The organism is Kitasatospora sp. NPDC088742 (assembly GCF_055584905.1).
On sequence record NZ_JBVJLD010000001.1, the window covers coordinates 120,981 to 147,192 of the forward strand.

The 26,212-nt window shown below is 73.0% G+C and carries 25 protein-coding genes; 9 read left to right on the forward strand and 16 right to left on the reverse strand.

What is annotated here, in order from left to right:
- Nucleotides 1–51: 51 nt before the first annotated feature.
- Genes ureG through ACZ6ZR_RS00505 form a run of 4 tightly spaced genes read left to right on the forward strand, consistent with a single transcriptional unit; the run spans nt 52 to nt 4,833 of the window.
- Nucleotides 52–654: an urease accessory protein UreG gene (gene ureG, locus ACZ6ZR_RS00490; protein WP_465638478.1), complete on the forward strand. Its 603-nt coding sequence runs from the start codon at nt 52–54 to the stop codon at nt 652–654.
- Nucleotides 651–1,448, forward strand: a complete 798-nt coding sequence (locus tag ACZ6ZR_RS00495; RefSeq protein ID WP_465637839.1) for an urease accessory protein UreD — start codon at nt 651–653, stop codon at nt 1,446–1,448. Before ureG ends, ACZ6ZR_RS00495 begins: the two co-directional genes overlap by 4 nt.
- Nucleotides 1,449–1,476: 28 nt before the next feature.
- Nucleotides 1,477–3,456, forward strand: coding sequence for a serine/threonine protein kinase (locus tag ACZ6ZR_RS00500; protein ID WP_465637841.1), 1,980 nt, complete (start codon nt 1,477–1,479; stop codon nt 3,454–3,456).
- Nucleotides 3,457–3,507: 51 nt separating this feature from the next.
- Nucleotides 3,508–4,833 (forward strand): DUF2254 domain-containing protein, encoded by a 1,326-nt coding sequence (locus tag ACZ6ZR_RS00505; protein ID WP_465637843.1) that lies wholly within the window; start codon nt 3,508–3,510, stop codon nt 4,831–4,833.
- 37 nt (nt 4,834–4,870) lie between these two features.
- Here the strand turns inward: ACZ6ZR_RS00505 and ACZ6ZR_RS00510 are convergent, their stop codons facing one another.
- Together ACZ6ZR_RS00510 and ACZ6ZR_RS00515 are read right to left on the reverse strand one after the other, a co-directional pair.
- Nucleotides 4,871–5,776: a hypothetical protein gene (locus ACZ6ZR_RS00510; RefSeq protein WP_465637845.1), complete on the reverse strand. Its 906-nt coding sequence runs from the start codon at nt 5,774–5,776 to the stop codon at nt 4,871–4,873.
- A gap of 130 nt (nt 5,777–5,906) precedes the next feature.
- Complete coding sequence (locus ACZ6ZR_RS00515) at nt 5,907–7,373, reverse strand: MFS transporter (RefSeq protein ID WP_465637847.1); 1,467 nt, start codon at nt 7,371–7,373, stop codon at nt 5,907–5,909.
- A gap of 80 nt (nt 7,374–7,453) precedes the next feature.
- Between ACZ6ZR_RS00515 and ACZ6ZR_RS00520 the strand changes: the two genes are divergently transcribed.
- Nucleotides 7,454–8,140, forward strand: a complete 687-nt coding sequence (locus tag ACZ6ZR_RS00520) for a TetR/AcrR family transcriptional regulator (protein ID WP_465637849.1) — start codon at nt 7,454–7,456, stop codon at nt 8,138–8,140.
- Nucleotides 8,141–8,192: 52 nt separating this feature from the next.
- Here the strand turns inward: ACZ6ZR_RS00520 and ACZ6ZR_RS00525 are convergent, their stop codons facing one another.
- From ACZ6ZR_RS00525 to ACZ6ZR_RS00565, 9 genes are all read right to left on the reverse strand, one after another.
- Complete coding sequence (locus ACZ6ZR_RS00525) at nt 8,193–9,170, reverse strand: cytochrome c oxidase assembly protein (protein WP_465638480.1); 978 nt, start codon at nt 9,168–9,170, stop codon at nt 8,193–8,195.
- A 93-nt stretch (nt 9,171–9,263) separates the two neighbouring features.
- Entirely contained in the window at nt 9,264–10,181 is a 918-nt protein-coding gene (locus ACZ6ZR_RS00530) for an amino acid ABC transporter permease (RefSeq protein ID WP_465637851.1), read from the reverse strand.
- Nucleotides 10,178–10,843 carry an amino acid ABC transporter permease gene (locus ACZ6ZR_RS00535; RefSeq protein WP_465637852.1) on the reverse strand — a complete coding sequence of 222 codons (666 nt, stop codon included), beginning with the start codon at nt 10,841–10,843 and terminating at the stop codon, nt 10,178–10,180. The genes ACZ6ZR_RS00530 and ACZ6ZR_RS00535 overlap by 4 nt, the downstream gene beginning before the upstream one ends.
- 10 nt (nt 10,844–10,853) lie before the next feature.
- Nucleotides 10,854–11,684: a glutamate ABC transporter substrate-binding protein gene (locus tag ACZ6ZR_RS00540; RefSeq protein WP_465637853.1), complete on the reverse strand. Its 831-nt coding sequence runs from the start codon at nt 11,682–11,684 to the stop codon at nt 10,854–10,856.
- A 31-nt stretch (nt 11,685–11,715) separates the two neighbouring features.
- The gene (locus ACZ6ZR_RS00545) at nt 11,716–12,480 is read right to left on the reverse strand and encodes an amino acid ABC transporter ATP-binding protein (RefSeq protein ID WP_465637855.1); all 765 of its coding nucleotides are present in this window, start codon (nt 12,478–12,480) and stop codon (nt 11,716–11,718) included.
- A 117-nt stretch (nt 12,481–12,597) separates the two neighbouring features.
- On the reverse strand, nt 12,598–13,797 hold the full coding sequence (locus ACZ6ZR_RS00550; protein WP_465637857.1) for a cytochrome P450 family protein: 1,200 nt from the start codon (nt 13,795–13,797) through the stop codon (nt 12,598–12,600).
- A 193-nt stretch (nt 13,798–13,990) separates the two neighbouring features.
- Nucleotides 13,991–14,782, reverse strand: a complete 792-nt coding sequence (locus ACZ6ZR_RS00555; protein WP_465637859.1) for an ABC transporter permease — start codon at nt 14,780–14,782, stop codon at nt 13,991–13,993.
- Nucleotides 14,779–15,552, reverse strand: a complete 774-nt coding sequence (locus tag ACZ6ZR_RS00560; protein ID WP_465637861.1) for an ABC transporter permease — start codon at nt 15,550–15,552, stop codon at nt 14,779–14,781. The genes ACZ6ZR_RS00555 and ACZ6ZR_RS00560 overlap by 4 nt, the downstream gene beginning before the upstream one ends.
- Nucleotides 15,549–16,505, reverse strand: coding sequence for an ABC transporter ATP-binding protein (locus ACZ6ZR_RS00565; protein WP_465637863.1), 957 nt, complete (start codon nt 16,503–16,505; stop codon nt 15,549–15,551). The genes ACZ6ZR_RS00560 and ACZ6ZR_RS00565 overlap by 4 nt, the downstream gene beginning before the upstream one ends.
- Before the next feature lie 286 nt (nt 16,506–16,791).
- On the opposite strand from ACZ6ZR_RS00565, the gene ACZ6ZR_RS00570 reads away from it, so the two are divergent.
- The 4 genes from ACZ6ZR_RS00570 to ACZ6ZR_RS00585 all read left to right on the forward strand — a co-directional run bounded on the left by ACZ6ZR_RS00570 (nt 16,792) and on the right by ACZ6ZR_RS00585 (nt 20,190).
- Nucleotides 16,792–18,096 carry a GMC oxidoreductase gene (locus ACZ6ZR_RS00570; protein WP_465637865.1) on the forward strand — a complete coding sequence of 435 codons (1,305 nt, stop codon included), beginning with the start codon at nt 16,792–16,794 and terminating at the stop codon, nt 18,094–18,096.
- A gap of 111 nt (nt 18,097–18,207) precedes the next feature.
- Complete coding sequence (locus tag ACZ6ZR_RS00575) at nt 18,208–18,480, forward strand: phosphopantetheine-binding protein (RefSeq protein ID WP_465637866.1); 273 nt, start codon at nt 18,208–18,210, stop codon at nt 18,478–18,480.
- A gap of 24 nt (nt 18,481–18,504) precedes the next feature.
- Complete coding sequence (locus ACZ6ZR_RS00580) at nt 18,505–19,647, forward strand: NAD(P)/FAD-dependent oxidoreductase (RefSeq protein ID WP_465637868.1); 1,143 nt, start codon at nt 18,505–18,507, stop codon at nt 19,645–19,647.
- Nucleotides 19,648–19,659: 12 nt separating this feature from the next.
- Nucleotides 19,660–20,190, forward strand: a complete 531-nt coding sequence (locus ACZ6ZR_RS00585) for a hypothetical protein (protein WP_465637870.1) — start codon at nt 19,660–19,662, stop codon at nt 20,188–20,190.
- Between the two features lie 40 nt (nt 20,191–20,230).
- Here ACZ6ZR_RS00585 and ACZ6ZR_RS00590 read toward each other — a convergent pair whose 3' ends face one another.
- The 5 genes from ACZ6ZR_RS00590 to ACZ6ZR_RS00610 form a co-directional block, all read right to left on the reverse strand.
- A complete protein-coding gene (locus ACZ6ZR_RS00590; RefSeq protein ID WP_465637872.1) occupies nt 20,231–21,163 on the reverse strand; it encodes a TIGR03560 family F420-dependent LLM class oxidoreductase in 933 nt (310 codons plus the stop codon).
- Nucleotides 21,160–22,284, reverse strand: coding sequence for a non-hydrolyzing UDP-N-acetylglucosamine 2-epimerase (gene wecB / locus ACZ6ZR_RS00595; RefSeq protein ID WP_465637873.1), 1,125 nt, complete (start codon nt 22,282–22,284; stop codon nt 21,160–21,162). The genes ACZ6ZR_RS00590 and wecB overlap by 4 nt, the downstream gene beginning before the upstream one ends.
- A gap of 65 nt (nt 22,285–22,349) precedes the next feature.
- Entirely contained in the window at nt 22,350–23,648 is a 1,299-nt protein-coding gene (locus tag ACZ6ZR_RS00600) for an ATP-grasp domain-containing protein (RefSeq protein ID WP_465637875.1), read from the reverse strand.
- A complete protein-coding gene (locus ACZ6ZR_RS00605; RefSeq protein WP_465637876.1) occupies nt 23,645–24,955 on the reverse strand; it encodes a condensation domain-containing protein in 1,311 nt (436 codons plus the stop codon). The genes ACZ6ZR_RS00600 and ACZ6ZR_RS00605 overlap by 4 nt, the downstream gene beginning before the upstream one ends.
- 159 nt (nt 24,956–25,114) lie before the next feature.
- Nucleotides 25,115–26,212 carry a GNAT family N-acetyltransferase gene (locus ACZ6ZR_RS00610; protein ID WP_465637878.1) on the reverse strand — a complete coding sequence of 366 codons (1,098 nt, stop codon included), beginning with the start codon at nt 26,210–26,212 and terminating at the stop codon, nt 25,115–25,117.

A 26,212-nucleotide genomic window follows, 5' to 3' on the forward strand; every position in this document is an offset into this window, starting at 1 on the left:
GACGTCTCCGTCCACCACACCCACTCCGCCCTCCCCGCGGAGCGCCGCGCGCTGCGGATCGGCCTCGGCGGCCCGGTCGGCTCCGGCAAGACCGCGACCGTGGCGGCGCTCTGCCGCGAGCTGCGCGAGGAGCTCTCGCTCGCGGTGGTGACCAATGACATCTACACCACCGAGGACGCCGAGTTCCTGCTGCGCAACGCGGTGCTGCCGCCCGAGCGGATCACGGCGGTGGAGACCGGCTGCTGCCCGCACACCGCGATCCGGGACGACATCTCGGCGAACCTGGAGGCGGTGGAGGAACTGGAGGCGGCCCTCGGCCCGCTCGACCTGATCCTGGTCGAGTCCGGCGGGGACAACCTGACGGCCACCTTCAGCCGGGGCCTGGTGGACCACCAGGTCTTCGTCATCGACGTCTCCGGCGGCGACAAGATCCCGCGCAAGGGCGGCCCCGGCGTCTCCACCTCCGACCTGCTGGTGGTGAACAAGACCGACCTGGCCCCGCTGGTCGGCGCCGACCTGTCGGTGATGGCCCGGGACGCCAAGGCGCAGCGCGGCGAACTTCCCACGCTGTTCACGGCGTTGACCGCCCCGGACGGGATCGCGCCGGTGGCCTCCTGGGTCCGGGCCCGGCTGGCCGACTGGCAGGGCCGGTGACCGCTGCGCCGGCCGCGGCGGCGGTGGTCACCAGGATCACCGCCGGGCCCGACGGCCGGGGCGGCACCGCGCTGCCCGAGCTGGCCGGGCCCGGGCCGATCGCGGTCCGCCGCACGCTGGGCGCCGCGCCCGGCGCGCACGTGGTGCTGGTCGGGGCGATGGCCGCGCCGCTGGGCGGTGACCGGCTGGCGGTGCGGGCCACCGTCCGGCCGGGGGCGGCGCTGCACGTCACCAGTGCCGCCGCGACCGTCAGCCTGCCGGGGCCGGAGGGTGGGGAGGCGTACTACGCCGTGGAGTTGACGGTGGGGGAGGACGCGCTGCTGGACTGGCGGCCGGAGCCGGTGGTGGCCGCGAGCGGCAGCCACCTGGTGCTGACCACGGTGGTGGAGCTGGCCGCCGGGGCCCGGCTGCGGTACCGGGAGGAGCAGGTGCTCGGCCGCGCGCACGACTGGAACCGGGGAGCCCCGCCCGGCCGTCTCACCTCCCGCCTGACCGTCCGTCAGGCCGGCCGGACCATCCTGGACCAGCAGACCGACCTGGGCCACGGCGCCTCCGGCTGGGACGGTCCGGCCTGCCTGGGCGGACACCGGGCGGTCGGCCAGCTGCTGACCGTCGGCCTGCCCGCGCCGGCCCCGCCGGAGGGGGCGGACGCGGCCCTGCTCTCCCTGCCGGGAACGGCATCGTCGCTGGTCACGGCGGTGGCACCGGACGCCCTGGCACTACGGGGGCTCCTGGAGGGGAGGGGTCCTGGGGGCTTCTGGCAGACTGTGCGCGAATTGACGGTCGGTCAGTAGTCCGTACCGGCCATGACAAGGGGGCGGCATGTGGGGTCGGGGGACCGTGCTCGGTGAGCGTTACAAGCTCACCGAACGCGTCGGCGGCGGCGGGATGGGCGACGTCTGGCGGGCCGAGGACGCCGTGCTGGAGCGCGAGGTCGCGGTCAAGATCATGCACCCCGGCCTGCTGGAGGACAGCAACTTCACCGAGCGGTTCCGCCGCGAGGCCCGCATCCTCGCCACCCTCAAGCACCCCGGCATCGTGCACGTCCACGACTACGGGGAGCCGGGCGAGGGCGAGGGCGAGCGGATCGCCTACATCGTCATGGAGTTCATCGACGGCAAGCCGCTGAACGACGTGCTCTCCGCCGACGGCCCGATGGTGCCCGCCAAGGCGCTCGGCCTGATGGCGGGCGCCCTGGACGCGCTGCACGCCGCCCACCAGCGGGACATCGTGCACCGCGACATCAAGCCCTCCAACCTGATGCTGCGCAGCGACGGCGGCGTCACGGTCACCGACTTCGGCATCGCCCACGCGATGGCCGGCACGAAGATCACCACCACCAACTCGGTGCTCGGCACCGCCCTCTACATCGCCCCCGAGCAGGCCGACGGCGGCTCCTCCTCGCCCGCCTCCGACCTCTACTCGCTCGGTGTGGTCGCCTTCGAACTCCTCACCGGCCAGCTGCCGTTCACCGGCGAGACGGTGCTGGAGATCGTGCTCAAGCACATCCAGCAGCCCGCCCCGCAGCTCGGCGAGTCCTTCCCCGAGCCGGTCCGGGAGTTCGTCGCCAGGGCCCTGCGCAAGGACCCGGCCGAGCGCTACGCCGACGCCGCCGCGATGGCCGCCGCCGCCCGCGCGGCCGCCGGTCGGCCGGAGGCCGCCGAACCGGTCCGCGAGCCCACCGTGATCGCCAGCGCCTTCACGCCGCTGCGGCGCGACCCGGCCCAGGCCGAGACCCCGGTGACGGTCTCCAACCGGGACCCGCAGCCCAAGCGCCGGCGGGTGCGGCTGCTGGTGCCGGTCATCGTTCCGGTGCTGGTCGCCGGCGGGGCCGGGGGCGCGTTCCTGATCGACAAGGCGCCCTGGCACGCGCAGGCGGGCGGGACCAACCCCTCCGGCACGGCGAGCGGTCCGCAGGTGCCCGGCCCGGGCGCGGGCGGCACGGCCGACGGCGGGTCGCCCTCGGCCTCCGGTTCCGCGTCCACCTCGCCCTCGCCCTCCGTGGACCCGAACGCCCCGGCCACGCCGCAGCCCACCCCGGGCGCTCCGGAGAACCCCCAGGGGCAGCCGACGAACGGTCAGCAGCCGGGCCAGGGCGGCGCGGTGGCGGGCGGCGCGGTCGGGGGCGGCGCGGTGGCCGGTGGTGCGGCCGCGGGCGGCGCCACCAAGGGCGGCGCGGCGGCCGGCGGCTCGGGCAGCGGTGGCGCGGCCAGCGGTGGTTCGGGCAGCGGCGGAGCGGCCGCCGGAGGCTCCGGCAACGGCGGCACCAACAACGGGGCCGGCGGCACCACGGCCCAGCCGCCCACCCAGCCCACCACCAAGCCCCCCACCCAGCCCACCACCGCACCGCCGACCCAGCCCCCGCCCGCCAACAACAACCCGCCCGCGGGCTGCGGCGGCAGCGGCTGGGGCAGCATCACCAACGCGGCCAGCGGCCGCAAGCTCGGCCTGGCCACCAGCGCCCCCGACGGCGGCGCGGCCGTGGTCTCGGGCGGCACCACCTCGTACGGCTGGGTCCGGTCGGGTGCGGACCCCGGCGGCTGGTACGAGATCCACCCGTGCAGCCTGGACAAGCCGGCGATGCAGCAGGACTTCAACCCGGGCGGCACCACCACCGTCTCGCTCAGCACGGGGTTCAGCTTCAGCTTCCGCTGGTCGATCATGGCGACCGGCTCCGGGAGGTACACCCTTCGGGACTACCAGGGCTCGACCTGCATGACCGACAACGGCGCCGGGGTGCAGGCCACCATGCAGACCTGCACGCCCGGCAACAAGTCCCAGGAGTGGTCCGTCCCCTGGTAGCCCGGGCGCGTTGACCGGGGCCGGTGCCACCGGCCGGGTTAGCGTGGGCGGATGACCGACCGTCAGCCGCCCCCGAGGCCCGGCCGCCTGCGACACCGGCCGCTCTCCCCGCTCCGCGAGCACCTGCGGGAGTCGTTCTGGGTGGCGCCGCTGGTGACCTGCGTCGCGGCGGTGCTGCTCGCGGGGGCCACCAGCTGGCTGGACTCCGAGGTGGTGCACGAGGAGATCAGCCAGACCGGCAGCGCGGAGGGGTTGCTGAGCTTCACCAGCGGGGCCAAGGCCGTGGTCTCCACGGTCAGTTCGGCCATGCTGACCTTCATCGGCGTGGTGTTCTCGATCTCGCTGGTGGCGCTCCAGATGGCGGCCAGTCAGATGAGCCCCCGGGTGCTGCGGCTGTACGTCCGCTCCCGGATCACCAAGGCGACCTTCTCCACCTGTCTGGCGACCTTCCTGTTCACCCTGCTGGTGCAGCTGGGCTACGACGACACCACCGACCCTGCCAAGGTCACCACCGTGCCGGTGGTCTCCACCCTGGTGGCGGTCCTGCTGGTGATGCTGAGCCTGGGGCTGTTCGTGCTCTACGTGCAGTCCACCATGCGGCTGCTGCGGGTGCCGCACGTGATCGACCGGGTGACCAGGGAGTCGGTCTCGGTGCTCACCACCTACCGCTGGATGGCCCCCGAGACCGGGCCCCGGCTGGACCCGCCCGAGGGCGCCGTCACGCTGCTGCACCAGGGTGACTCGGGGGTGCTGCGGGACGTCAGCCTGGGCCGGCTGGTGCGGATCGCCCGGCGGCACGGCGCGGTGTTCCACCTGGTGCCCCGGATCGGGGACTTCATCGCGCCCGGCACACCCACGGTGGTGGTCTCCGGCGGCACCCCGCCCCGTCCGCGCCGGATCACCGGGGCACTGAACATCGGGGTGGACCGCACCATGCACCAGGACCTCAGCTTCGGCTTCCGGCAGCTGGTGGACATCGCGATCCGGGCGCTCTCCCCGGCGGTCAACGACCCGACCACGGCGGTGCAGGCGGTGGACCGCATCCACCAGCTGCTGGCCCTGCTGGCCGGGTACCCGTTCGGCGAGCTGCGCTACCGCGACAAGGACGGCGCCGTCCGGCTGGTGCAGCCGATCCCGGACTGGCAGTGCACGGTGGACCTGGCCTTCACCGAGATCCGGATCTGCGGGGCCGGCCAGCCGCAGGTGACCCGGCGGCTGGCCGCCGCCCTGGACGACCTGCTGCGGATCACCCCGGACGACCGCCGCCCGCCCCTGCTGGCCCAACGGGACCTGCTGGAGCGGGCGGTGGCCCATCACGTGTCCGACGTGGACGACCGCGAGTTCGCCCTCACCCCGGACCGCCAGGGCATCGGCTGAGGCGACGGCCGAGGCAGCGGCCCGAGCCGACGGACCGTCAGGTCAGGACGACCACCTTGTGCATGCCGAGGAAGGCGTGCGGCAGGCCGTTCTCGTGGTCCGGCACGAAGCAGAGCAGGACGTAGCTGCCGGGCGGCAGGCCCTCGGCGTGGTAGAGCGCGCTGCGGCCGGGGGAGATGGCGCCCAGGCCGACGATCGGCTGCGGGGGCGTCGGGGCCGGCGGGTTGCCGGCGAGGATGGCGTCGTAGACCGCCTGGAGCTGCTCGTCGGTGGTGCCGTCCGGCACCCGCATGAGCGCGAGCTCGTGGAGCTCGTCGGAGGCGTTGCGGACCAGGTAGTGGCCGTCGGCGCGGGTGACGCCCTCCGTCTGGAAGCGCGGGCCCCCAGGGGTCTCGTGGGTGATGACGATGCCGTCCGGGTAGTGCGCCAGGGTGGCCGACGGTCCGTCACAGAGCTCCAGCGCGCGCAGCACCGGGTGCTGCGGGTCGCGCAGGAAGGAGGTGAAGTCCATCAGGTAGACGGTGCCCGGGGTGATCTCGGTGGTGGCGGTGCCGGGGACGGCCGGGGTGGCGTGGACGCCGCCGAGTGCCTCGCCGCGCTGTTCGGCGAGGGTGATGCCGTGGGCGGCGACGGCCTGGTCGTCCTCGGAGACGGCCTGGGCGAAGCCCTCCAGTAGCTGGTCGAGGGTGAAGCCGTCCTTGGGGCGGAGCACTTGGAGCGAGCGGCCGGCCGGGTCGGGGGTGGTCAGGCGGAAGGTGACCAGGCCGCCCGGGGCGGTGTCCGGTGCCTGGATGCCGTCGGGGCCGATGGTGACCTCGACCGGGACCGGGGCGGTGGCGGGTGTGCCGGCCGTCGACGGGGCGGCGGCGGTCAGGGTGGTGGTGAGGGCGAGGGCGGCGACGGCCGCCGCCCGGAGTCCTCGGTGGAGCAGTGCGGTGCGCATGGATCTCCTCTGTCGGGCGGGTCGGGACGGACCCTGCGGGCAGGTCACCACCCACCCTGCGCAGTTCCCGCTCCGACGGGTGGACGGACTGGCCCGGCCGGCCCAGTCCGTCCACCCGTCGGTCGGCGCGTCACTGGTGGTGCTGCTGCTCGGGCCGGGCCTGCCGGGGGAGCAGGAAGGCCAGCGCGAAGGCGGCCAGCAGGGTCAGCGCGGTCAGCCCGAGGGTGCGGCCGGCGCCGGGGGCGGAGCCGTCGGCGGCGGCCCAGGAGAAGAAGGCGGTGCCGAGAACCGCGACGCCGATCGAGCCGCCGAGCTGCTGAACCGCGTTCAGCACGCCCGAGGCGGAGCCGACTTCGTGCTCCTCGACCCCGGCCAGCGCGATGTCGAAGAACGGCGCCATGATCAGGCCGAGACCGAAGCCCTCCAGCACCAGGGCGGGCAGCAGTTGCCAGGTGGTCAGGCCGGAACCGCCGGCCAGCACGGTGAGCCAGAGCGCCAGGGCGCCGAGCGCGGCGGTCAGCAGACCGCCGTGCAGCACCCGGCGGCCGTACTTGGGCGCCAGCGCCGCGCCGGAGAGCACCGCCCCGGCGACCAGGCCGAGCGAGAGCGGAATCATCGTCAGACCGGCGTGCACCGGGGTCCAGCCGAGGCCCAGCTGGAGGTGGAGGGTGAGCACCAGCATCAGGCCGGCGAAGGCGCCGAAGAAGACCACCCCGGTGGCCAGCGCCCCGGTGAAGGCCCGGCGGCGGAACAGCGAGGGCTCGACCAGCGGTGAGCCGCCGCGCGCCCTGACGGAGCGTTGGGTACGGGCGAACAGCAGCAGCACCGGGACGGCGGCGGCCATGCTCAGGTACGTCCAGAGCGGCCAGCCGGCCTCCCGGCCCTGCACCAGCGGGTAGACCAGCAGGACGGAGGCCAGGCCGATCAGGGCGGCGCCGGGCAGGTCCAGGCGGACGGTCTCGTCCGCCCTGGTCAGCCGGTTGGCGGGGAGCAGACGCGCGCCCGCCAGGACGGCGACCACGCCCAGCGGGAGGTTGACCAGGAAGACCAGCCGCCAGCCGGTGCCCCACCAGTCGGCGTCCACCAGCAGGCCGCCCAGGGTCGGGCCGAGCACCGAGGAGAGCCCGAGCACGGGGGCGAACAGCCCGAAGGCCGCACCCTGCTCCTTCGGCGGGAACATCGCCCGGATCAGGCCGAGGCCCTGCGGGATCAGCAGCGCGGCGAAGCCGCCCTGGACGGCGCGGGCGGCGATCAGCACGCCCGGCCCGGTGGCGGCGGCGCAGGCGGCCGAGGCCAGGGTGAAGCCGGCCGCGCCGAGCAGGAAGAGCCGCTTGCGGCCGAAGATGTCGCCCAGCCGGGCGCCGGTCACCAGCAGGGTGGCGAAGGCCAGCGTGTAGGCGGCGGCGATCCACTGGATCTGCGACTCGCCGCCGCCTAGCTCGCGCAGGATCGCCGGGGAGGCGACGCCGGTGATGGTGGCGTCGAGCAGGTCCATGGCCTCGACCAGCAGCACCAGGGCGAGCCCGGCCCAGCGGTAGGGGTGGCCCGCGCTCTCGGTGGAACGGTGTTCGTCTTGTCGAACAGTGTTTGTCGTCACGAACACTGTTCTAGATGTGGAACGCCGTTCGTGTCAAGTAAGGTGAGGGACGTCCCGCAGTGAATCCGGAGGTTGCGCGCATGACCCGTCTGCCCGAGTCCTGGTCCGGCCCGGAGCGCGCCGCCAAGCGCCGCCCGCTCAGCCGGGACCGGATCGTCGAGGCCGCGCTGGGCATCGTCGAGACCGAGGGCCTGGACGCGCTCTCCATGCGCCGGGTCGCCCAGGAGCTGGAGACCGGGGCGGCCAGCCTGTACGCGCACGTCAGCAACAAGGACGAGCTACTGGAGCAGCTGCTCGACCGGGTCTACGCCGAGATCGCCATCGAGGAGCCGGACCCGGCGCGCTGGCAGGAGCAGCTGAAGGACCATCTGCGCCGGGCCCGCAAGGTGCTCACCTCGCACGGCGATCTGGCCCGGGCCGCGATGGCGGCCAACGTGCCGGTCAGCCCGCACGCGCTGGACAACGCCGAGGCGGTGCTCGGCCTGCTCAAGGCCGGCGGCCTGGACGACCGCACCGCCTCCTACGGGGTGGACGTGCTCTCGCTCCTCGTCACAGCCACCGCGGTGGAGGAGTCCACCCGGGGCGATCTGGCCCCCGAGCAGGTGCAGCAGTACTCGGACCGGGTCCGCTCCTACTTCGAGTCCATCCCGGCGGAGCGCTACCCGCTGGTGACGGCGCTGGCGGGCGAGCTGACCCGCAACGTCGGGGACGAGCGCTTCGAGTTCGGGCTGGACATCCTGGTCGCCGGGCTGGCCCGCCGGGCCTGAGGACGCGAAGAGCCCCCGCCGCGGACGACGGGGGCTCCTCGCTGACGCGGGGTCAGCCGGTCTCGGCGGCACTCCGGCCGCGCTTGTCGAGGGAGGCCAGGTAGGCGTTGTAGGCGGCCAGCTCGGCGTCGCCGTCCCGGTCCGCCTTGCGGTCGCGGCGGCGGGCCTGGCGCTCCTCGGACTTGGCCCACTGGAGGGTGAGCGCGATCAGCACCAGGGCGGTCGGGATCTCGCCGAACGCCCAGGTGATGCCGCCGGCGATCTTCTGGTCGTTGAGCAGGTCGGTGCCGGGCGGGGCCATCGCGGTGTCGAAGGTCTTCACCAGCGGGTGCGTGGCCATCATCACCGCCACGCCGAAGAAGGCGTGGAACGGCATCCCCATGAACAGTTCGATGATCCGCATCACGTAGCCGGGCCGGTTCGGGCCCGGGTCCACGCCCATGATCGGCCAGAAGAACAGCATGCCGACCGCGAGGAAGTGCACCATCATCCCGAGGTGCCCGATCCGGTACTGCATCAGGAAGTCGAACAGCGGGGTGAAGTAGAGCGCGTACAGGCTGGCCACGAAGAGCGGGATGGTGGCCGCCGGGTGCGAGATGATCTTCACGTACCGGCTGTGCAGCAGCGCGACCAGCAGCTCGCGCGGGCCGCGGCCGCTGCCCTTGGGGGCCGGGCGCAGCGAGCGCAGCGTCAGGGTGATCGGGGCGCCGAGCAGCAGCAGGATCGGCGAGAGCATGGAGAGCACCATGTGCTGGATCATGTGGGCGCTGAACAGGGCCATGCCGTAGTCGTTCAGCCCGGTGTTGGTCACCAGCAGCACGGTGCCGACGCCGAGCACCCAGGCCAGAGTGCGGCCCACCGGCCAGCGGTCGCCGCGCCGGGCCAGCCGGACCACGCCCGCGCCGTACAGGCCGAGCGCCAGCAGACAGCCGATCAGGAACGGCCAGTCGGTGGACCAGGTCAGGGCCGCGCCGGGGGTGAACGGGCCGAGCGGCTCCATCCCGCCGTGATGCATCCCGCCGTGGTCCATCCCGCTCATACCCTCGCCCATCGGCGGGTCCTGCTTTCCCTCGTCACCGCCGGACGGCCCGTCAGGTCCGGTTCGTCCGATTTGCTTCGGGGGTCAGCCTAGGCGCCGCTTATCCTCCCCCTGCACCCGACCCCCCGTGGCGGCCAGGTCCTCGACGGCGTCGGCGGCCACCACCGCGCCGGTCGAGCGGCGGCCGCGGCGCAGCCGGCGCTCCAGCCAGGAGGCGAAGGAGGTGAGGGTGAAGTTGACGATCACGAAGATCACGGCGACTACGGTGAAGCTGGCGATGGTGTTGGCCCCGTAGTTGGCGCTCATCGGGCGGACCGAGGCGAGCAGCTCGGAGAAGCCGAGCAGGGCGCCGCCGAGCGCGGTGTCCTTCACGATCACCACCAGCTGGCTGACGATGGCCGGCAGCATCGCCGTCACCGACTGCGGCAGCAGCACCGAGCGCATCACCTGGCCCTTGCGCAGCCCGATCGCCATCGCGGCCTCGCTCTGGCCCCTGGGCAGTGCGAGGATGCCGGCCCGGACGATCTCGGCCAGCACCGAGGCGTTGTAGAGCACCAGGCCGGTGACCACCGCGTAGAGCGGGCGGCTGTCCGGGCTGATGTCGGTGAACTCGGAGTAGGCGGCGTTGGCGAACAGCATCAGGATCAGCACCGGGACGGCGCGGAAGAACTCCACCACCACGCCGGCCGGCAGCCGCACCCACCGGTGGTCGGAGAGCCGGGCGATGCCGAACAGCGCGCCCAGCGGCAGCGCGATCACCATCGCCAGCGAGGCCGCGATCAGGGTGTTCTCCAGACCGGGCAGCAGGTAGGTCTCCCAGGCCCGGCCGTCGGTGACGAACGGCCGCCACTTCTCCCACTCCAGCTGGTTCTTGGCGGCCAGGCTGCTGACGACCCACCAGACCAGGGCGCCGAGCCCGAGCAGGAAGGCCACCGCGAGCAGCCGGTTGTTCCGCCTGCCCCGGGGGCCCGGTGCGTCGTAGAGGTCCGTCGGGTCCTTCACCGCTTCACCGAGACCTTCCGGCCCACCCAGCCGAGGAACAGCCCGGCGGGGAGGGTGAGGCAGACGAAGCCGAAGGCGAAGACCGCGGAGATCAGGATCAGCTGGGCCTCGTTCTCGATCATCTCCCGCATCAGCGCGGCCGCCTCGGCGACCCCGATCGCTGCGGCCACCGTGGTGTTCTTGGTGAGCGCGATCAGCACGTTGGCCAGCGGGCCGACCACCGAGCGGAAGGCCTGCGGCAGCACCACCAGCCGCAGCACCTGAGGGAAGGTCAGGCCGAGCGCCCGGGCCGCCTCGACCTGGCCGGCCGGCACCGTGTTGATCCCCGAGCGCACGACCTCGCAGACGAAGGCCGAGGTGTAGGCGGTCAGCCCGAGCACCGCCAGCCGGAAGTTGACGGAGGTGAAGTCGTCCGCGCCGAGCGAGATGCCCAGGGTCTGGAACAGGCCCAGCGAGGTGAAGACGATGATCACGGTGAGCGGGATGTTGCGGACCACGTTCACGTACGCCGTGCCGAAGCCCCGGGCCAGGGGCAGCGGGCTGACCCGGAAGGCGGCCAGCACCGTGCCCCAGACCAGGGAGCCGAGGGCGGAGTAGAGGGTCAGCTGCACCGTCACCCAGAAGGCGCCGAGCAGGTCGTACCCGTCGAGGAAGTCGAACACCGGAGCCGCCTCAGCGGACGACCACGCCGATCTGCGGCGCGGGCTCGTTCTTGTAGTTCGCCGGGCCGAAGTTCTTCTGCACGGCCTTGTCCCAGGAGCCGTCGGAGACCATCTTCTGCAGGGCGGTGTCGATCTGGGCCTTGAGCGCGCTGCCCTTCTGGACGCCGATGCCGTAGTTCTCGTTGCTCAGCTTGAAGCCGCCGAGCTTGAACTTGCCCTTGAACTGGGACTGCGAGGCGTAGCCGGCCAGGATCGAGTCGTCGGTGGTCAGCGCGTCCACCACCTTGTTCTCCAGCCCGGTCAGGCACTCGGAGTACCCGCCGTACTCCTGGAGCTGGGCCTGCGGGGCCAGCTTGGTCTTGACGTTCTGCGCCGAGGTGGAGCCGGTGACGGAGCAGAGCTTCTTGCTGTTCAGGTCGGAGGGCTGGGTGATCGAGCTGTCGTCGGCGCGGACCAGCACGTCCTGGTGGGCCAGCAGGTACGGGCCGGCGAAGTCCACCTTCTCGGAGCGGGCCGGGGTGATCGAGTAGGAGGCGGCGATGAAGTCCACGTCGCCGCGCTGGAGCAGGGTCTCGCGGTCGGCGCTCTTCGCCTCCTTCCAGACGATGTCCTTCGGATCGTGGCCCAGCTGCTTGGCGACGTAGGTGGCCACGTCCACGTCGAAGCCGGTGTAGGTGCCGTCCGGGGTCTTCAGACCGATGCCGGGCTGGTCGAACTTGATGCCGACGGTGATCTTGTGGTTGCCGCCGCCGGCGTCGTTCTTGTCGTCCCCGCAGCCCGCCAGCGCGAGGGGGAGCAGGAGCGCGGCCGTCGCCGCGAGTGCTGTCGTGCGGTACGTCATGGTGATCATCCCTGCCGGTCGGACGGCTCCGTCAGTGGTGCAGGATCTTGGAGAGGAAGTCCTTGGCCCGTTCGCTGCGCGGGTCGGTGAAGAACTGCTCGGGCTCGGCGCGTTCGACGATGCTGCCGTCGGCCATGAAGACCACGCGGTTGGCCGCGGTCCGGGCGAAGCCCATCTCGTGGGTGACCACGACCATCGTCATGCCGTCCCGGGCGAGCCGGCGCATCACCTCCAGCACCTCGTTGATCATCTCCGGGTCGAGGGCGGAGGTGGGCTCGTCGAAGAGCATCACCTTGGGGTCCATCGCCAGCGCCCGGGCGATGGCGACCCGCTGCTGCTGCCCGCCGGAGAGCTGGGCCGGGTACTTGTCGGCCTGTTCGGCCACGCCGACCCGCTCCAGCAGCTCCCGGGCCCGGGCCTCGGCGGTGTGCCGGTCCTTCTTGCGGACCTTGACCTGACCGAGTGTCACGTTGCCCAGCACGGTCTTGTGGGCGAAGAGGTTGAAGGACTGGAAGACCATCCCGACGTCGGCCCGCAGGGCGGCGAGCGCCCGGCCCTCGGCGGGCAGCGGCCGGCCGTCGATGGTGATGGTGCCCTTGTCGATGGTCTCCAGCCGGTTGACGGTCCGGCAGAGCGTGGACTTCCCGCCGCCGGAGGGTCCGATCACGACCACGACCTCGCCCCGGGCGATCGTCAGGTCGATGTCCCGCAGGACGTGGAGCTCGCCGAAGTGCTTGTCGACTCCGCTCAGCACGACCAGATCGTCCGCGGCCGGAATGGGCTGTTCGTTCGTCACGGCCACCGCTCTCCTCGGCTTTCATGGTCCGTCCGCGCGAAGGCGCCCGCACCCGGGCAGGGGTGGGGGCGCCTTCGCGCGGACGGGCAGCGCAGGCCGGCGGCTCGGGCCGGAGGCTCAGGCCAGCAGGACCGGGCGGCTCAGCCGGTCGGTGGTGATGAAGGAGGGCTGGGCGGGGGCCGACTCCGCGCCCGGGGCCGCCCGCAGCCCGGGGAAGCGGGCGAACAGGGAGGGCAGGGCGATCCTGGCCTCCAGCCGGGCCAGCGGGGCGCCCAGGCAGTAGTGGATGCCGTGGCCGAAGGCGAGGTGCTGCTTGTCGGCCCGGTCGATGTCGAACTCGCCGGGGTGCTCGTGCACCCCGGGGTCGCGGCCGTGCGCGCCGAAGGCCATGATCAGCAGGTCCCCGGCCCGGACGGTCTCGCCCTCCAGGTCGATGTCGGCGGTGGCGTAGCGCAGCGGCAGGTGCATCACGGGGGAGTGCAGCCGCAGGGTCTCCTCGATCACGTCGTCCCAGCGGGTCGGGTCGGCCAGGACGGCGGCCAGCTGCTCGGGGTGGGCGAGCAGCGCCTGCGCCGCGTGGCCGATCAGCGAGACGGTGGTCTCCGAGCCGGCCCCGATCAGCAGGATCAGGGTGGAGACCAGCTCCTGTTCGCTCAGCCGGTCGCCGTCCTCGCCGTGGACGGCCAGCAGCACGCTGGTGAGGTCGTCGCCGGGCCGCTCGCGCTTGGCGGTGATCAGCCGTCCCATCGCGGCGAACAGCTCCCGGCCGATCCGTTCGGACTCCTCGGGGGTGACGGTGGTGTCCAGCACCGAGTCGATCACCCGGAGCATCGCGGGGCGCTGCTCCTCGGGCACGCCGAACAGGTCGCAGATCACCCTGGTCGGCAGCGGGTAGGCGAACCGGGCCCGCAGGTCCGCCTCCTGACCCTGCGGCAGGGCGGCCAGGGCGTCCAGCAGTTCGGTGGTGATCTTCTCCACGGCGGGCCGCAGCGCGTTGATCCGGCGCGGGGTGAAGGCCTGGCCGACCAGGGAGCGCAGCCGGTGGTGGTCGGGGCCGTCGCTGGTGAACATCGAGACCAGGTCCACCCAGACCGTCAGCCAGGGTATGGCGCCCGGCCGGTAGCCGGGCCAGCTCTTGCGGGCGTCCTTGGAGACGTCCGGGTGCACCAGCAGTCGGCGCACCAGCTCGCCGCGGCTGACCGACCAGGCGGTCAGACCGCCGGGCAGCGAGACCCGGACGGCGGGGCCGGCGGCCCTCAACTCCTCGGCCTGCTCGAAGAGCCGGGCTCCGGTGGTGTCCAGCACGGTCGGTCTCACGTGATCCCCCCGGGGGTCGAGTCCGCTGCGGAGGGCGGTGATCGGCCCCCCGTGGGAGGTTCGCCGAGCCCGGGCGCGCGGTCCAGACGGCTCGCGGCGGCTCACGGAAGCGCGCGGGGCGCGGGCCGTGCGTCCCGGTGCTCCGGGCGCTCCCCGCGCCGCCGTCGTGGTGGCGCGGGGAGGTGACGCCCGGTCAGGAGGTGAAGCTGAGTGAGCCGTCCCGGCGGCCCCGGGCGGCCAGCGCCTGGAAGGTGAGCCGGGTGAGCAGCAACCAGCCTGCCGCGACCGCGAGTTCGAGCAGTGCCTGACCGATCGCGGTGGCGGCCTGGCCGCCGTGCAGCGCGGCCCGGACGGCCGCCAGGCCGTGGGTGAGCGGCAGGATCTGGGAGAGCCACTCGACCGGGGCGGGGAAGGAGGAGGCCGGTACGTTGACCCCGCAGCAGACGGCCAGGATCAGGAAGCCGAGGTTGGTGAAGAAGCCCCGGTACTTGGGGTGCCGGAAGGCGACCGCCGCGGTCATGCAGCCGAAGCAGTAGGTGCCCAGGCCGATCAGGAGCAACAGCGGTGTCAGCGGCAGGAGTTGCCACCAGGACCAGGGCACCGGGAAGAACAGCGAGGTGACGATGAAGATCAGGTTGCAGCTCACCGTCCCGGTGACCACCCACTGGAGCCCGCGGCCGAGGTAGATCGCGCCCATGTTGGCCGGGGCGGAGACCAGGAACGGCAGGGTGCCCTGGTACCAGTCGAGCGCCGCGGTGGTGTTGATCATCATCACCTCGAGGGCGATCACCCCGACGATGTTGCCCAGCAGGATGTACTGGGCCTGCGCGTCCGAGCTGGCGAACTTGCCCAGCAGGGCGAAGAACACCACCTGGAACATCGAGCGGATCAGCCAACTGGTCAGCCAGGACAGCGGCGTGTAGGTGGTCGGCAGCTCGGAGAGGCCGACCCGGAGCGAGGCGGAGAGTACGCGCAGGTCGCTCATGCCAGGCTCACCGAGCCCGTCCGGCGGACCTTGGCGACCGTGTGGTTCACGGCCAGCACGCCGATCACCAGGGCCGCCGTGCCGAGCCCGAGGATCACGCCGAAGCGGGCCGGGACGTCCTCGACGGTGGTGCGGGTGACCGAGTCGCGCAGCAGGTCCGACCCCCAGGAGAGGAAGAAGGCGCGGGCGATCGGCTCGGTCCAGTCCGGCAGCATGGTGACCGGGAAGAGCACCCCGCCGAGGATGTAGAAGGGATAGGTCATGATGCTCTCCAACGAGTGGATGTTGCGGCTCAGGATGAAGAGCGCGGAGAGCGCGGTGGCCGTCGCGGCGGTGGCGTAGACGGTGGCCAGCAGGGCGCCGGCGGCCATCCACGGGTGCTCGACGGTCAGCGGCGCGCCGAAGGCCAGGTTGGCGATCAGCGCGGACTCGAAGAGGGCGAAGGCGCCGATCAGGATCACCGGCAGGATGCGGCCGCAGACCACCAGGGTGAACGATCTCGGTGCGGCGAGCACCAGTTGGAGCGTGGACATGTAGCGCTCGTTCAGGATGACGCCGCCCGCCACGTAGACCGCGACGAACCAGATGCCCATCAGACCGGTGCCGATCACCGTGGAGGTCATCAGGTCGGGCCGGCCGGCCTGGTCGACGATGGAGAGGAAGATGACCGAGAAGACCGGGCTGATCAGCACGATCATCAGGTGCTCGGGGGCGCGGATGCTGGTGCGCCACTGGACCGAGGCGGCGGCGGCGATGACGCGCAGGCTCATACCGTCAGCCCTCGTCCGCCGACCAGCTGCACGTACACGTCCTCCAGGCTGGGCTGACTGGTCTGGAGGGCGGTCACCCCGTGGTCCAGCAGGTACTGCAGGGTGCCCCTGAGGTCCTCGGCGGAGCGGACGTGGACGCGGTGGACGCCGTCCTGGTCCAGCCGGTCGACCCGCTCGACGCCCGGCAGTGCCTTCAACTCGTCGGCTATGGAGGCCTGTTCGGGCTCCAGGGTGACGTCGATCCGGTCGTGGCCGCTGAGCACCCGGCCGACCTGGGCGGTCTTCTCGGTGAGCAGGATCCGCCCGTGGTCGATCAGGGTGATCCGGTCGCAGAGCGCCTCGGCCTCCCGCATGTCGTGGGTGGTCATCAGGATCGTGCGGCCGTCGGAGCGCAGCTGCAGCAGCAGCTCGCGGAACTCCCGGGCGGCCACCGGGTCCATGCCCACGGTCGGTTCGTCCAGCAGCAGGACGCTCGGGTCGCCGATCAACCCCCGTGCCAGGTGCAGGCGTTGGCGCATGCCCCGGGAGTAGCGCTCGACCGGTTCGTCGGCCCGTTCGGTCAGGCCCAGCCGGTCCAGCAACTCGGCCACCCGTGGCTTGATCACGGCGGGTTTGACCCGGTAGAGGGTGGCCCAGAAGGTCAGGTTCTGCCGGGCGGTGATCCGGTCGTAGAGGCCGCGGTCGCCGCCGAACACGATGCCGATCTTCTGCCGCACCCGGACGGTGTCCGAGACCACGTCCAGCCCGTCGACCCGGGCGGAGCCGGAGGTCGGCAGCAGGATGGTGCTCAGGATCTTGGTGAGGGTGGTCTTGCCCGCACCGTTCGGGCCGAGCAGGCCGTGGGTCTCGCCCGTGCCCACGGTGAAACTGATGTCCTCCAGGGCGACCGCGCTGCCTCTGCGCCGCCCCTTGCCGGTCTGGAATTCGCGCCGGAGCTTCTCGACCTCGATCATGGCTCACATCCTGGAGTGTTCAGTGCACGAATCACACAACCCCCATGCTCTGCTTCGCCCGGCCGGCCGCGCCCGGTGGTCCACCGGCGGCCGTTGCCGAGCAAGATCGGCGGCGTGAACTGTAACATGTCAACCTCCTTGTTCAACAGGCTCGTTGGGGCCACTTCCGCAAGAGATCGTTCCGTTTCGGCCGTCTCCCGGCAGGTGCCCGGTACGTGGTTGACGGGGCGTCGGAATTGACGTGGACTCGGTCCGACAAGCCGATGCCTGGGTGGGGAGTGACGGGATGCTGGCGATCGTCGGTTCGGGCCTGAGTGGTGCGGCCGTGGCGTGTGAGCTCGGCCGGCGAGGGGTCGAGCACGTGCTCCTGGAGGCCGGCCCGGACCTCGGGACCGCCCATGTCGGGGCAGCCGCGGAGACGGAGGGGCTGGGCGATCCGGCCGCCGATCCGGTCTTCCGGCCCTTCGACGGCTCGCCGGGCTCGCCCTACGGACCGCAGGCCGGGTACCGCGCCCGGGTCGGCGGGCGGGGCCTGTACTGGCGCGGGATCTGTCTGCGGATCGAGCCCGGGGCCCTGGCCGACTGGCCCGAGCCGGTGAGGCGGGCGCTGGAGGAGCGCTGGTACCCCGAGGTCGAGGAGGAGCTCGCGCACTGGTCCGGCGGTGCCCTGGCGGAGCCGCGGTCGGAGGACGAGGAGCGGCTGCTGGCGGAGCTGGAGAAGGCCGGCCACCGGGCCGTGCCGACCCCGCGCGCGGTGCGCTTCGGCCGGGACGGCCGCTGGTCGGCGTACTCGCCGATCGGCGCGGTGGACCCGGCCCGGATCAGGGCGGACAGCCCGGTCTCCCGGATCACCGCCCGGCCGGGCGGCGGATTCCTGCTGCACCTGCCGGGGGAGCGGCTGGCCGCCGACGGCGTGGTGCTGGCGGCCGGCCTGTTCGAGAACGCCCGGCTGGTGGACGGACTGCTGGGCGCGCGGAGCGAGTTGAGGATCGTCGACCACGTGGCGAGCGGCTTCGTCGCGGTGCGCCCGGGGCCGGGGCACGGCCCCCTGGACGCCTCGGTGTACGCCGGTTTCCACCCCGAGGCCTCCTCCAACCTGTTCGTGGAGTCGCTGCCCACCGAGGGCGGGGTGCTGCTGGACGCCTGGGCGATGGGCGAGCAGCCGCCCGGGGCGGCCGCGGTGCTGGCGGACGGCCGGGTGTCGCTGGACGGCCAGGCCCGGGCCCTGCTCGACGCCTTGACGGAGCGTCAGCGGGAGCTGCTGGCCGGGCTGGCCGAGGGGCTGGGCTTGGGTGCCGTACGGGGAGCCGGTGTCGGCCCCGACTTCGGCTTCGGCTTCGACGAGGCCTTGGCTCGGGCCGCCGCCGAGCCGGGAACGGCGGTCGGATACCTGGCCGGAATAGGCGAGTTGGACCACGAGAGCTCGGGCCTGGCGCTCGGCGGGGCCCTGGTCGACGAGGCCGGGGCGCTGCGCGGGGTGCCCGGCGTGCACGTGGCCGGCCCGTGCCTGTTCCCGAGGGCGGGGGCGGCCAATCCGACCCTCACCAACCTGGCGCTGGCCGGCCACGTGGCCGGATCCGTCGCCCCCTGATCATTCGATCCGATGTGTACCGGACAACTCGCGCGCGGCTGGGCTAGTGTGACGCGAGGGAGCTCGAACAGCCTTTGTGCACAACGTCGTTCAGTCGAACAAGGAGCAACAGTGGGTGTACCGGCGATTCCCGATTCGGTCGACAGCACCTCGCGGGAGAGCGTGGAGGAGTTCCTCCTGGCCGTCTGGACGCGGGCGTTGAACGTCGGCGAGATCACCGTGGAGGACAACTTCTTCGAGCTCGGGGGCGACTCGCTGGTCGCCCTGGAGATCCTGGTGGCGATCGACGAGGCCATCGAGTCCGAGGTCGGCATCACCGAGCTCTACGAGCAGCCGACCATCCGTGAGTTGGCCGGTTACATCGTCGGGGCGGGTGCCCGCTAGCGCGCAGGTGAAGGGGCGGACGTGATGAACGGCTACACCCAGGTGGACACCGCGGTGGTCGGGGACGGGCTGATCGGCCTGTCGACCGCCGTGCAGCTGGAGCGGCGGGGGATCCCCACCGCGGTCATCGGAGGGCCGGCCGAGGGCCAGGCCTCGCACGCCGCGGTCGGCATGCTCACCCCGGCCTGCGAGTACGACCCGTGGATGCCCGGCGAGTTCTACGACCTGCTGCGGGCGGGGCTGGAGCACTACCCGCGGTTCCTGGAGGAGTTCGGGCTGACCCCCGAGGAGGTCGGCTACCGGCCGACCGACTTCACCCTGCTCGACCTCGCCGAACGCGAGGAGAGCCTCCGTGAGCGGACGGAGTGGATGGAGAAGCTCGGCATCGCCTGCGACTGGCTCGGCCGCGCCGAGGTCTGCGAGCGCGAACCGGCCCTGACGCCGGTCGCGTTCAACGGCGCGATCCGGATCGGGAACGAGGCGGTGGTCAACCCGCGCGCCCTGCTCGGCGCCCTCAAGACGCACACCGGGGTACCGCAGCTGCGCGGCGGCCTGACCAGGGTGACCGACGACGGCGGCCGGTTCCGGCTGACCACCGGGGACGGCGACGACGTGGTCGCCGAGCGCGTGGTGCTGGCCGCAGGGGCCTGGAGCGGCACGGTGGGGCGGATGTTCGGCCTGGACGTGCCGGTCTGCCCGGTGAAGGGGCAGATCATCCGGCTCTCCGGCGAGCCGGGCCTGATCGACAGCGTGATCTTCATGCCGAGCGGCGGCTGCGGCTCGGTCGTCGAGCGCTCGCCCGGCGAGTACGTGGTCGGCACCAGCGAGGAGTACCTGCGGCCGACCGCGGACAACACCGCCGGCGTGATCGGCGCGATCCTCAACCGGCTCTGCACCGTCATCCCGGCCGCCGCCGAGTGGCGGATCGAGGAGACCTGGAGCGGCTTCCGGCCGATGACCTCGGACGAGCTCCCGGTGGTCGACCTGGTCCACGACGACCGGATCGTGGTGGCCACCGGCCACCACCGCAACGGCGTGCTGCTCGCGCCGGTCACCGGCCGGCTGGTCGCCGACCTGCTGGAGGGCACGGACCCGGGCCTGGACCTCTCCCGGTTCGGGTACGGGCGCCCGCTGCGGCCGCACACCCGGTTCGCCACCAAGTACTGACAGGAGCTTCGGGTGAGTTCATTCCGCGTGCACTCCGCCGAGCCGGACGCCCGGGAGAGCGCCGCGCTCCTGGACTGGAGCGGCGCCCACCTCCCCGAGGTGGAGAAGTGGGCGTACCGGCGTCAAGTCGCCTTCCCCACACAGGTGTTGGCGGGCATCCGGCGCCGCTACGCCGAGTCCGCCGCAGAGCCGCAGGACGGCTGGCAGCAGCCCGTCCGGCCCGCCGCCGGCCGTCCCGGCTTCCTGGACGACCTGGAGCGGGACCTGCTGATGTACGCCGCCTCGCTGGCCGAGGGGCGGGTGGACGACCTGACCGTGACGGTGGTGCCGGACGGGCCGGTGGCCGGGTACGCCCCGGACACCCGCCGCCTGTACCTGCCGGACTGGCTGGTGGGGGCGGCGGCGGACCGGCTCTTCCCGGCCTCGCCGCTGTTCCCCGAACCGCCCTCGGCCACCCTGTCCTGGCTGTTCTTCCAGAGCCTGGTGCTGGCGCCGAGCACCGGGACCGTGGCCCACGTGCTCGGCATCCGCGAATCCGACTGAGGCTCTGCCGGAGCTACGGAACGGGCCTGCTGACGGAGCCTCAGAGCTCCGCCAGCAGGTCCAGCACCTCCAGGTCCCGCGGGTTGTTGATCTGGGCGTAGAACCGGGTGGCCCCGGCCGCCCGGTACTCCGCGAGCACCTCGGCGATCCGCTCCGGCGTGCCGACCGCCCCGTAGCCCTCGATCTCGGACACCGGCTCGCCGGTGTCCGAGACCCGGCGGGCGAGCGTCTCCGGGTCCCGTGCGGGGCAGAGCACCAGCGAGGCCGAGAGCAGCACCGACCCCGGGTCCCGGCCGGTCTGCGCGCAGGCGTCGAGCAGTCGGCCGCGCGCGGCGCGCACCCCGTCCGGGTCGGTGAAGGGCACGTTGTACTCGTCCGCGAAGCGCGCGGCCAGCCACGGGGTGACCCGCTTCCCGGTGCCGCCCACCAGCAGTGGCGGGCGCGGGTGCTGACGGGGCTTCGGCAGCCCGGGGTTGGCCTCCAGCCGCACGTGCCGGCCCGCGTGGTCGACCTCGCCCTCGGCCGCCCAGAGGCGGGTGATCGCCTCCAGCGCCTCCTCCAGCAGCTCGAAGCGCTCCTTCACCGGCGGGAACGGCAGGCCGAAGGCGCGGTGCTCGCGCTCGTACCAGCCGGCCCCGAGGCCGAACTCCAGCCTGCCGCCGCTCATCTGGTCCACCTGCGCGGCGACCAGGGCGAGCACGGCGGGCTGGTGGAAGGTGACCGCCGACATCATGGTGCCCAGCCGGATCCGCGTGGTGTCCCGGGCCAGCCCGGCCAGCGTGGTCCAGGCGTGCAGCGGCCCGGGGCTCGGGACGGGGCTCAGGGCGGAGCCGGGGGCGGGATCGCCGATCCGGACCAGGTGGTCGGAGGTCATCAGGGCCTCGAAGCCCAACTCCTCGGCCCGGCGGGCGAAGGCGAGCACCTCGTCGTAGGTGGTGCCCTGCTGCGGTTCCAGCAGCAGACGGAGCGTCATGCCGTTCCTCTCGGTAGCTCTCGCAGGACGTCGAGGCAGCGCTGGGCGGCCTTCCCGTCCCCGTACAGGGTGATGCCGGGCCGGCGCATGGCCTCGTAGGCGACCGGGTCGCCGAGCAATCGGGTGACCTGGTGGACGATCGCCTCGGCCTCGGTGCCGACCAGCACGGCGCAGCCCGCCGCGACGCCCTCGGGGCGTTCGGTGGTCGAGCGCAGCACCAGGACCGGGGTGCCGAGCGAGGGGGCCTCCTCCTGGACGCCGCCGCTGTCGGTCAGCACCAGGGCCGCCCGCTCCATCACGGCGACGAACTCGGAGTAGCCGAGCGGCTCGCAGAGCAGCACCTGGTCGCGGTGGCCGAGCTCGGCCCGGAAGACCTCCGCCACCGCCGGGTTGGGGTGCAGCGGCACGACCACCCGCAGCTCCGGATCGGCCTCGCAGAGCCGGGCCACCGCTCCCGCCACCCGGCGCATCGGGGCGCCCCAGGACTCGCGCCGGTGCATGGTGAGCAGCAGCAGCCGGCGCTCGGCGGCGATCCGGGCCAGCGCCCGGTCGCGGAAGCGCACCGGCCGCTCCAGGGTCAGCCGCAGGGCGTCGATGACGGTGTTCCCGGTGACGTGGACGTCGGCCGGGTCGAAGCCCTCGTCGAGCAGGTGGCGGGCGGCCTGCTCGGTGGGGGCGAAGTGCAGGTCGGAGACCTGGGAGATCAGCCGCCGGTTGATCTCCTCCGGGAACGGCTCCTGCCGGTTCCCGGTCCGCAGGCCGGCCTCCAGGTGGGCGACCGGGATGCGTTCGCAGACGGCGGCGTACGCGGCGGCGAACGCGCTGCTGGTGTCGCCCTGGACGACCACCACGTCCAGCCGCTCCTGCCGGAAGACCTCGGAGATCTCCCGGATCACCCGGCCCGCCATCGCGCTCAGGCTCTGGCCCGGTTGCATCACCGCCAGGTCGTGACGGGGTTTCAGACCGAAGAGCTCCCCGATCTCCTGGAGCACCTCCCGGTGCTGGCCGGTGGAGACCAGGACCGGTTCGAACCCCTCGTCGGCCTCCAGGGCCAGGGCCAGTGGGGCCAGTTTGATGGCCTCCGGCCGCGTGCCGTAGACCACTCCCACACGCAGTGGCATCCGCTTCCTCCCCGAGAGCGTCACACCGTTGCGAGCCGCACCGCCGGACGGGGTGCGGCGGACTGTCAGAAGCTTTCGCCGGCCGGGGTGACGGTGGCCGGGCTGTCGTCGGCCGGGGTGACGGTGGCCGACATCGCGCCGACCGCCTCGGCCAGGGCCGCCTCGCAGGCCTCCCGGTCCGGCGCGGCCACGATCACGAAGCCGCAGCGCGCCATGTAGCCGCGGGGCGGCACGGTGACCCTGGTGCCGGGGGCGAGCAGCGGACCGCTGTCCACCAGCCAGCGCTGGGACCCGGGCGCGGGCAGGGTGACCGCGCCGACGGTCCCGTCGCGGTCGGCGTACAGCAGGTGGTGCGCCGCGCTGCGGTGCTCGGTGCGGCGCAGGTCGGGCGGCTCGCCGCAGGCCAGCGCCGCCGCGATGGCGGCGCCGTCCAGACCGGTGGCGAGCCTGGCGATGTGCGGGATGAAGTCCCCGGCCAGCCGGCCGTTCACCTCGACGATGACCGGGCCCTTGGAGGTCAGCTTGATCTCGGTGTGGGTCATCGCGTTGCGCAGGCCGAGCGCCTCGACGGCCGCGCGGACCATCCCGGTCAGCTCGTCGTCCTTGAGCAGCGGGTCGTCGGCGTGCACGGTCTGCCCGGTCTCCTCGAAGTACGGGGCCGGGCCGAAGCGTTTGAGCACGATGTAGAGCGGCTCCAGCCGCCCGTCCACCACCGCCGAGTCCACCGAGACCTCGGGGCCGTCCAGGAACTCCTCGACCAGGACCACGTCGCCGTGGTGCCGCGCCCCGGTCCGGGAGGCCGAGGCCGCGGTGGCGAAGGCCTGCGCCAACTCCCCGGCGGAGCGCACCAGGACGACCCCGATGCTGCCCGCCAGACCGCGCGGCTTGACCACCACCGGGTAGCCGAACCCCTCGGCCAGCGCGGCGGCCTCCGCCACCGTGGCGGCGGAGCCGTACCCGGGCTGGCGCAGGCCCGCCGCGGTGAGCAGCTCCCTGGTGCGGCGCTTGTCCCGGCAGTTCTCCGCGACGCCCTCGCCGAGCGAGGGCAGGCCGAGCCGGTCGGCCAGCCGGGAGGCGGCGGAGAGGAACATCTCCTCGAAGGTCAGCACGCCCCGGACACCGTGCTCCGCCGCCAGCCCGTCCACCACCGCGGTGAGGAAGTCCAGCTTGGTGCTGACCCGGGCCGCGTTCAGCGCGGGGATCACCGTGTGCCCTGCCAGGTACGGGAGTTGCCAGCTCGGGGCCCGGTCGGTGAGCAGCCACAGCCGGTTCCCGGCGAGCGAGCGCAGCAGCGCCTCCCGGTACTCCCGGGGGCCGGTCCCGACCAGCAGCAGCACGGGCCCGGCGGTGGCCGCCCCGTTCACAGGCCCAGGCCCGACCGGAGCCGGTCGCAGAGCTCGGTGGCGTAGCCGGTGACGGTGTCCGGGGTGAACTGGTTGGTGCTGTAGAACCAGACCACGGTGAACTTGCCCTCGTCCACCAACAGGTCGACGCCGTGCACGTGTTCGCGCAGACCGGTGCTGGTCTCGTCCGGCCCGGGGGACTCCGGCGCGGGCTGCAGCAGCGCGGCCGGGTCGGTCGGACGAGTCCGGCCCTGGTAGTTGACGGTGACGTCCGGCTCGCCCAGCGCCGCCAGGTCCGACCGCCTCTCCCGGTCCTCGTTGAGGTAGCGCAGCAGTCCGAAGCCGCTGCCCGCCAGTGGCACCGCGGCCAGCTGCTCGCCGATGCTGTCGCGCTGGGCCAACAGCGTTGCGCCCTGCGGGAGTTCCAGGGTGACGGGGTAGCGGGTGGAGAGCCAGCCGGCTGTCCGGCGGACCTGCGGCTGACCGGGCAGGCCGTGCCGGCCGTGGCCGATCATGTTGGTCCGCAGCCGGCCCTCGCCGCTGTCCAGCACCGGCACCAGCGCCGCGATCACGGTCTCCAGCAGACCGGAGCTGCGCCCGGCCACGCTGGCGCCGCGGATCAGCGCGGCGGTCTCCTCCGGGCTCATCGAGACGGTGGCGATCTCGGTGGTGGCCATGGTGTTCTCGCCCGGCTTCTCCCGGTGCACCGGCGGGCAGGGGCGGCCGATCTTCAGCCAACTCCCGTGCTGCTCCACGATCTCCGGGGTGTGGGCGTAGTCGTACAGCCAGGTCGCGTACTCGTGCGCCCCGACCGCGGGCGCTGTCTCGGGGAGCGGGCGGCCGGCGATCAGCTCCCGGCAGGCGGTCTCGAACTCGCTCGCCAGCACGCCGTACCCGACGCCGTCCGCGACGAAGTGGTGCACCACGATCAGCAGCCGGAAGCCGCCGTCCCGCCAGGCGATCCGGGCCAGCCGGACCAGCGGCGCGCGCTCCAGGCTCAGGCTCTCCTGGACCTCGGTGCAGTAGGCGGTGAGCGCCTGCGGGTCGGTGGCGTCGGAGAGGTCGACGTCCTCGACCGGGAACTCCGCGTACTCCGGCACCACCAGGCCGGTGCCGCCGGCGCCGCCGTCCGCGCCGAGGTGCAGGCGCAGGCCCTCGTGCCGGTTGACGACCCAGCGGATCGCGGTGGCGGCGACGGCGGCGGTCAGCTCGGCCGGGATCGAGTAGAGCGCGACCTGGTTCCAGTGGTGGGCGCCGGGGAGCTCCCGGGTGAGGAAGCGGCACTGCTCCGGCAGGAGCGGGACGACGCGACTGGCTGAGCTGTTCACGGTGGCAAACTCCCAGGTTGTGTCCGAAGGATCCGGTCCGGACTCCGCTGCTTCGTGTCTCTCCCCGTTGGCCGATCACGGCCAAGCTATCACCGCTCTTGCGGTGGAGGTGAGTTGACGAGGCGTCAGATGTCCGACCGGGCAGTGACGGCTGCGCGATCAGGCGGTGAGCAGGGCGTGCCGGAGCGGGAGCTCCCGACAGCCCCTGGCCCGTTTGGTGCTCATGGCGTCCAGGCCGAAGTAGATGCCGGACAGGCCGCGGGAGAGGCAGTACTCGACCGGCTCGTAGTAGACCACGTTGAAGTAGGCGAAGGCCCCCGGCGGAAGCAGCTCGTAGTCGGTCGCGGTCGCGCGGGCGTACAGGCCCCGCCGCCACTCGTAGCCGAGCATCGCCGAGACCAGGGCGCCCTCGGCGTTGCGGCAGGTGAACAGGCGGGCGTGCCCGGGGTCGCTCTCGAAGGTGTCCGCCAGGTAGCGGCGCAGGCCCGGGACGGTGGCCCGGCTGCCGTACTTGCGCTCCACCTGGGCCAGCAGGCCGGCCAGCTGCTCGGCGCAGCCGGGGCGGACCTCCTCGACGGCCGGGGTCAGGCCCGACTCCCGCAGCGCGGCGCGTTCGTGACGGATGCTCACCCGCCGGTGGCTGGGCACCGTGCCCAGGTAGTCCTCGAAGCCGCCCCCGCCCAGCGAGAGCACCGCCTCCGAGGGCGCCGGGGCCGAGCGCTGCACGGTGCCCGCCGCCGTCAGCGCGTCGAGCGCCTCCTCGGGCAGGTAGGGCGCGACCAGGGCCTGCGCGCCCAGCTCCGCGCAGGCCTCCAGCGCGGCCCGGACCAGCTCGGCGACCAGGGCCGGGCGCCGCTCGGCCGGGACGGAGCCGGAGACCAGCAGGGGGTTGCGGTAGCCCCGGCGGGCGCCCAGCAGGGCGTACCGGAGGCCGCGGCCGAAGGCCTCGCCGAAGCGCTGCTGGCCGTAGGACTCGGTGAGTTCGTACTTGGTGAAGCTGACCGGCGCCGCGGCGAGCAGCTCCGACCCCTCGCCCGGGCCCGAGCGGAGCAGGACGTAGCGGGTGGCGAGGCCGGGCATCGACTCGTGGGCCAGCAGCCAGTGGTGGGAGGAGTAGAAGGCTCCCTCGCCGACCAGCGCGTCCCACTCCCGCGGGTCGACCTGGCGCAGGCCGTGGAGCGTTTCGGTGTGAACGTCGACCTGCGTTTCGGCCTGCGTTTCGGGGTGAGTGTCGGAGTGCGTCTCGGGGTGCGTCAC

Excerpts from the sequence above, each read along its gene's own strand:
- ACZ6ZR_RS00500 (WP_465637841.1), top strand. The coding sequence starts at position 1,477 with ATGTGGGGTCGGGGGACCGTGCTCGGTGAGCGTTACAAGCTCACCGAA.
- ACZ6ZR_RS00505 (WP_465637843.1), top strand. The coding sequence starts at position 3,508 with ATGACCGACCGTCAGCCGCCCCCGAGGCCCGGCCGCCTGCGACACCGG.
- ACZ6ZR_RS00510 (WP_465637845.1), bottom strand. The coding sequence starts at position 5,776 with ATGCGCACCGCACTGCTCCACCGAGGACTCCGGGCGGCGGCCGTCGCC.
- ACZ6ZR_RS00520 (WP_465637849.1), top strand. The coding sequence starts at position 7,454 with ATGACCCGTCTGCCCGAGTCCTGGTCCGGCCCGGAGCGCGCCGCCAAG.
- ACZ6ZR_RS00525 (WP_465638480.1), bottom strand. The coding sequence starts at position 9,170 with ATGGACCACGGCGGGATGCATCACGGCGGGATGGAGCCGCTCGGCCCG.
- ACZ6ZR_RS00540 (WP_465637853.1), bottom strand. The coding sequence starts at position 11,684 with ATGACGTACCGCACGACAGCACTCGCGGCGACGGCCGCGCTCCTGCTC.
- ACZ6ZR_RS00555 (WP_465637859.1), bottom strand. The coding sequence starts at position 14,782 with ATGAGCGACCTGCGCGTACTCTCCGCCTCGCTCCGGGTCGGCCTCTCC.
- ACZ6ZR_RS00560 (WP_465637861.1), bottom strand. The coding sequence starts at position 15,552 with ATGAGCCTGCGCGTCATCGCCGCCGCCGCCTCGGTCCAGTGGCGCACC.
- ACZ6ZR_RS00565 (WP_465637863.1), bottom strand. The coding sequence starts at position 16,505 with ATGATCGAGGTCGAGAAGCTCCGGCGCGAATTCCAGACCGGCAAGGGG.
- ACZ6ZR_RS00570 (WP_465637865.1), top strand. The coding sequence starts at position 16,792 with ATGCTGGCGATCGTCGGTTCGGGCCTGAGTGGTGCGGCCGTGGCGTGT.
- ACZ6ZR_RS00580 (WP_465637868.1), top strand. The coding sequence starts at position 18,505 with ATGAACGGCTACACCCAGGTGGACACCGCGGTGGTCGGGGACGGGCTG.
- ACZ6ZR_RS00590 (WP_465637872.1), bottom strand. The coding sequence starts at position 21,163 with ATGACGCTCCGTCTGCTGCTGGAACCGCAGCAGGGCACCACCTACGAC.
- wecB (WP_465637873.1), bottom strand. The coding sequence starts at position 22,284 with ATGCCACTGCGTGTGGGAGTGGTCTACGGCACGCGGCCGGAGGCCATC.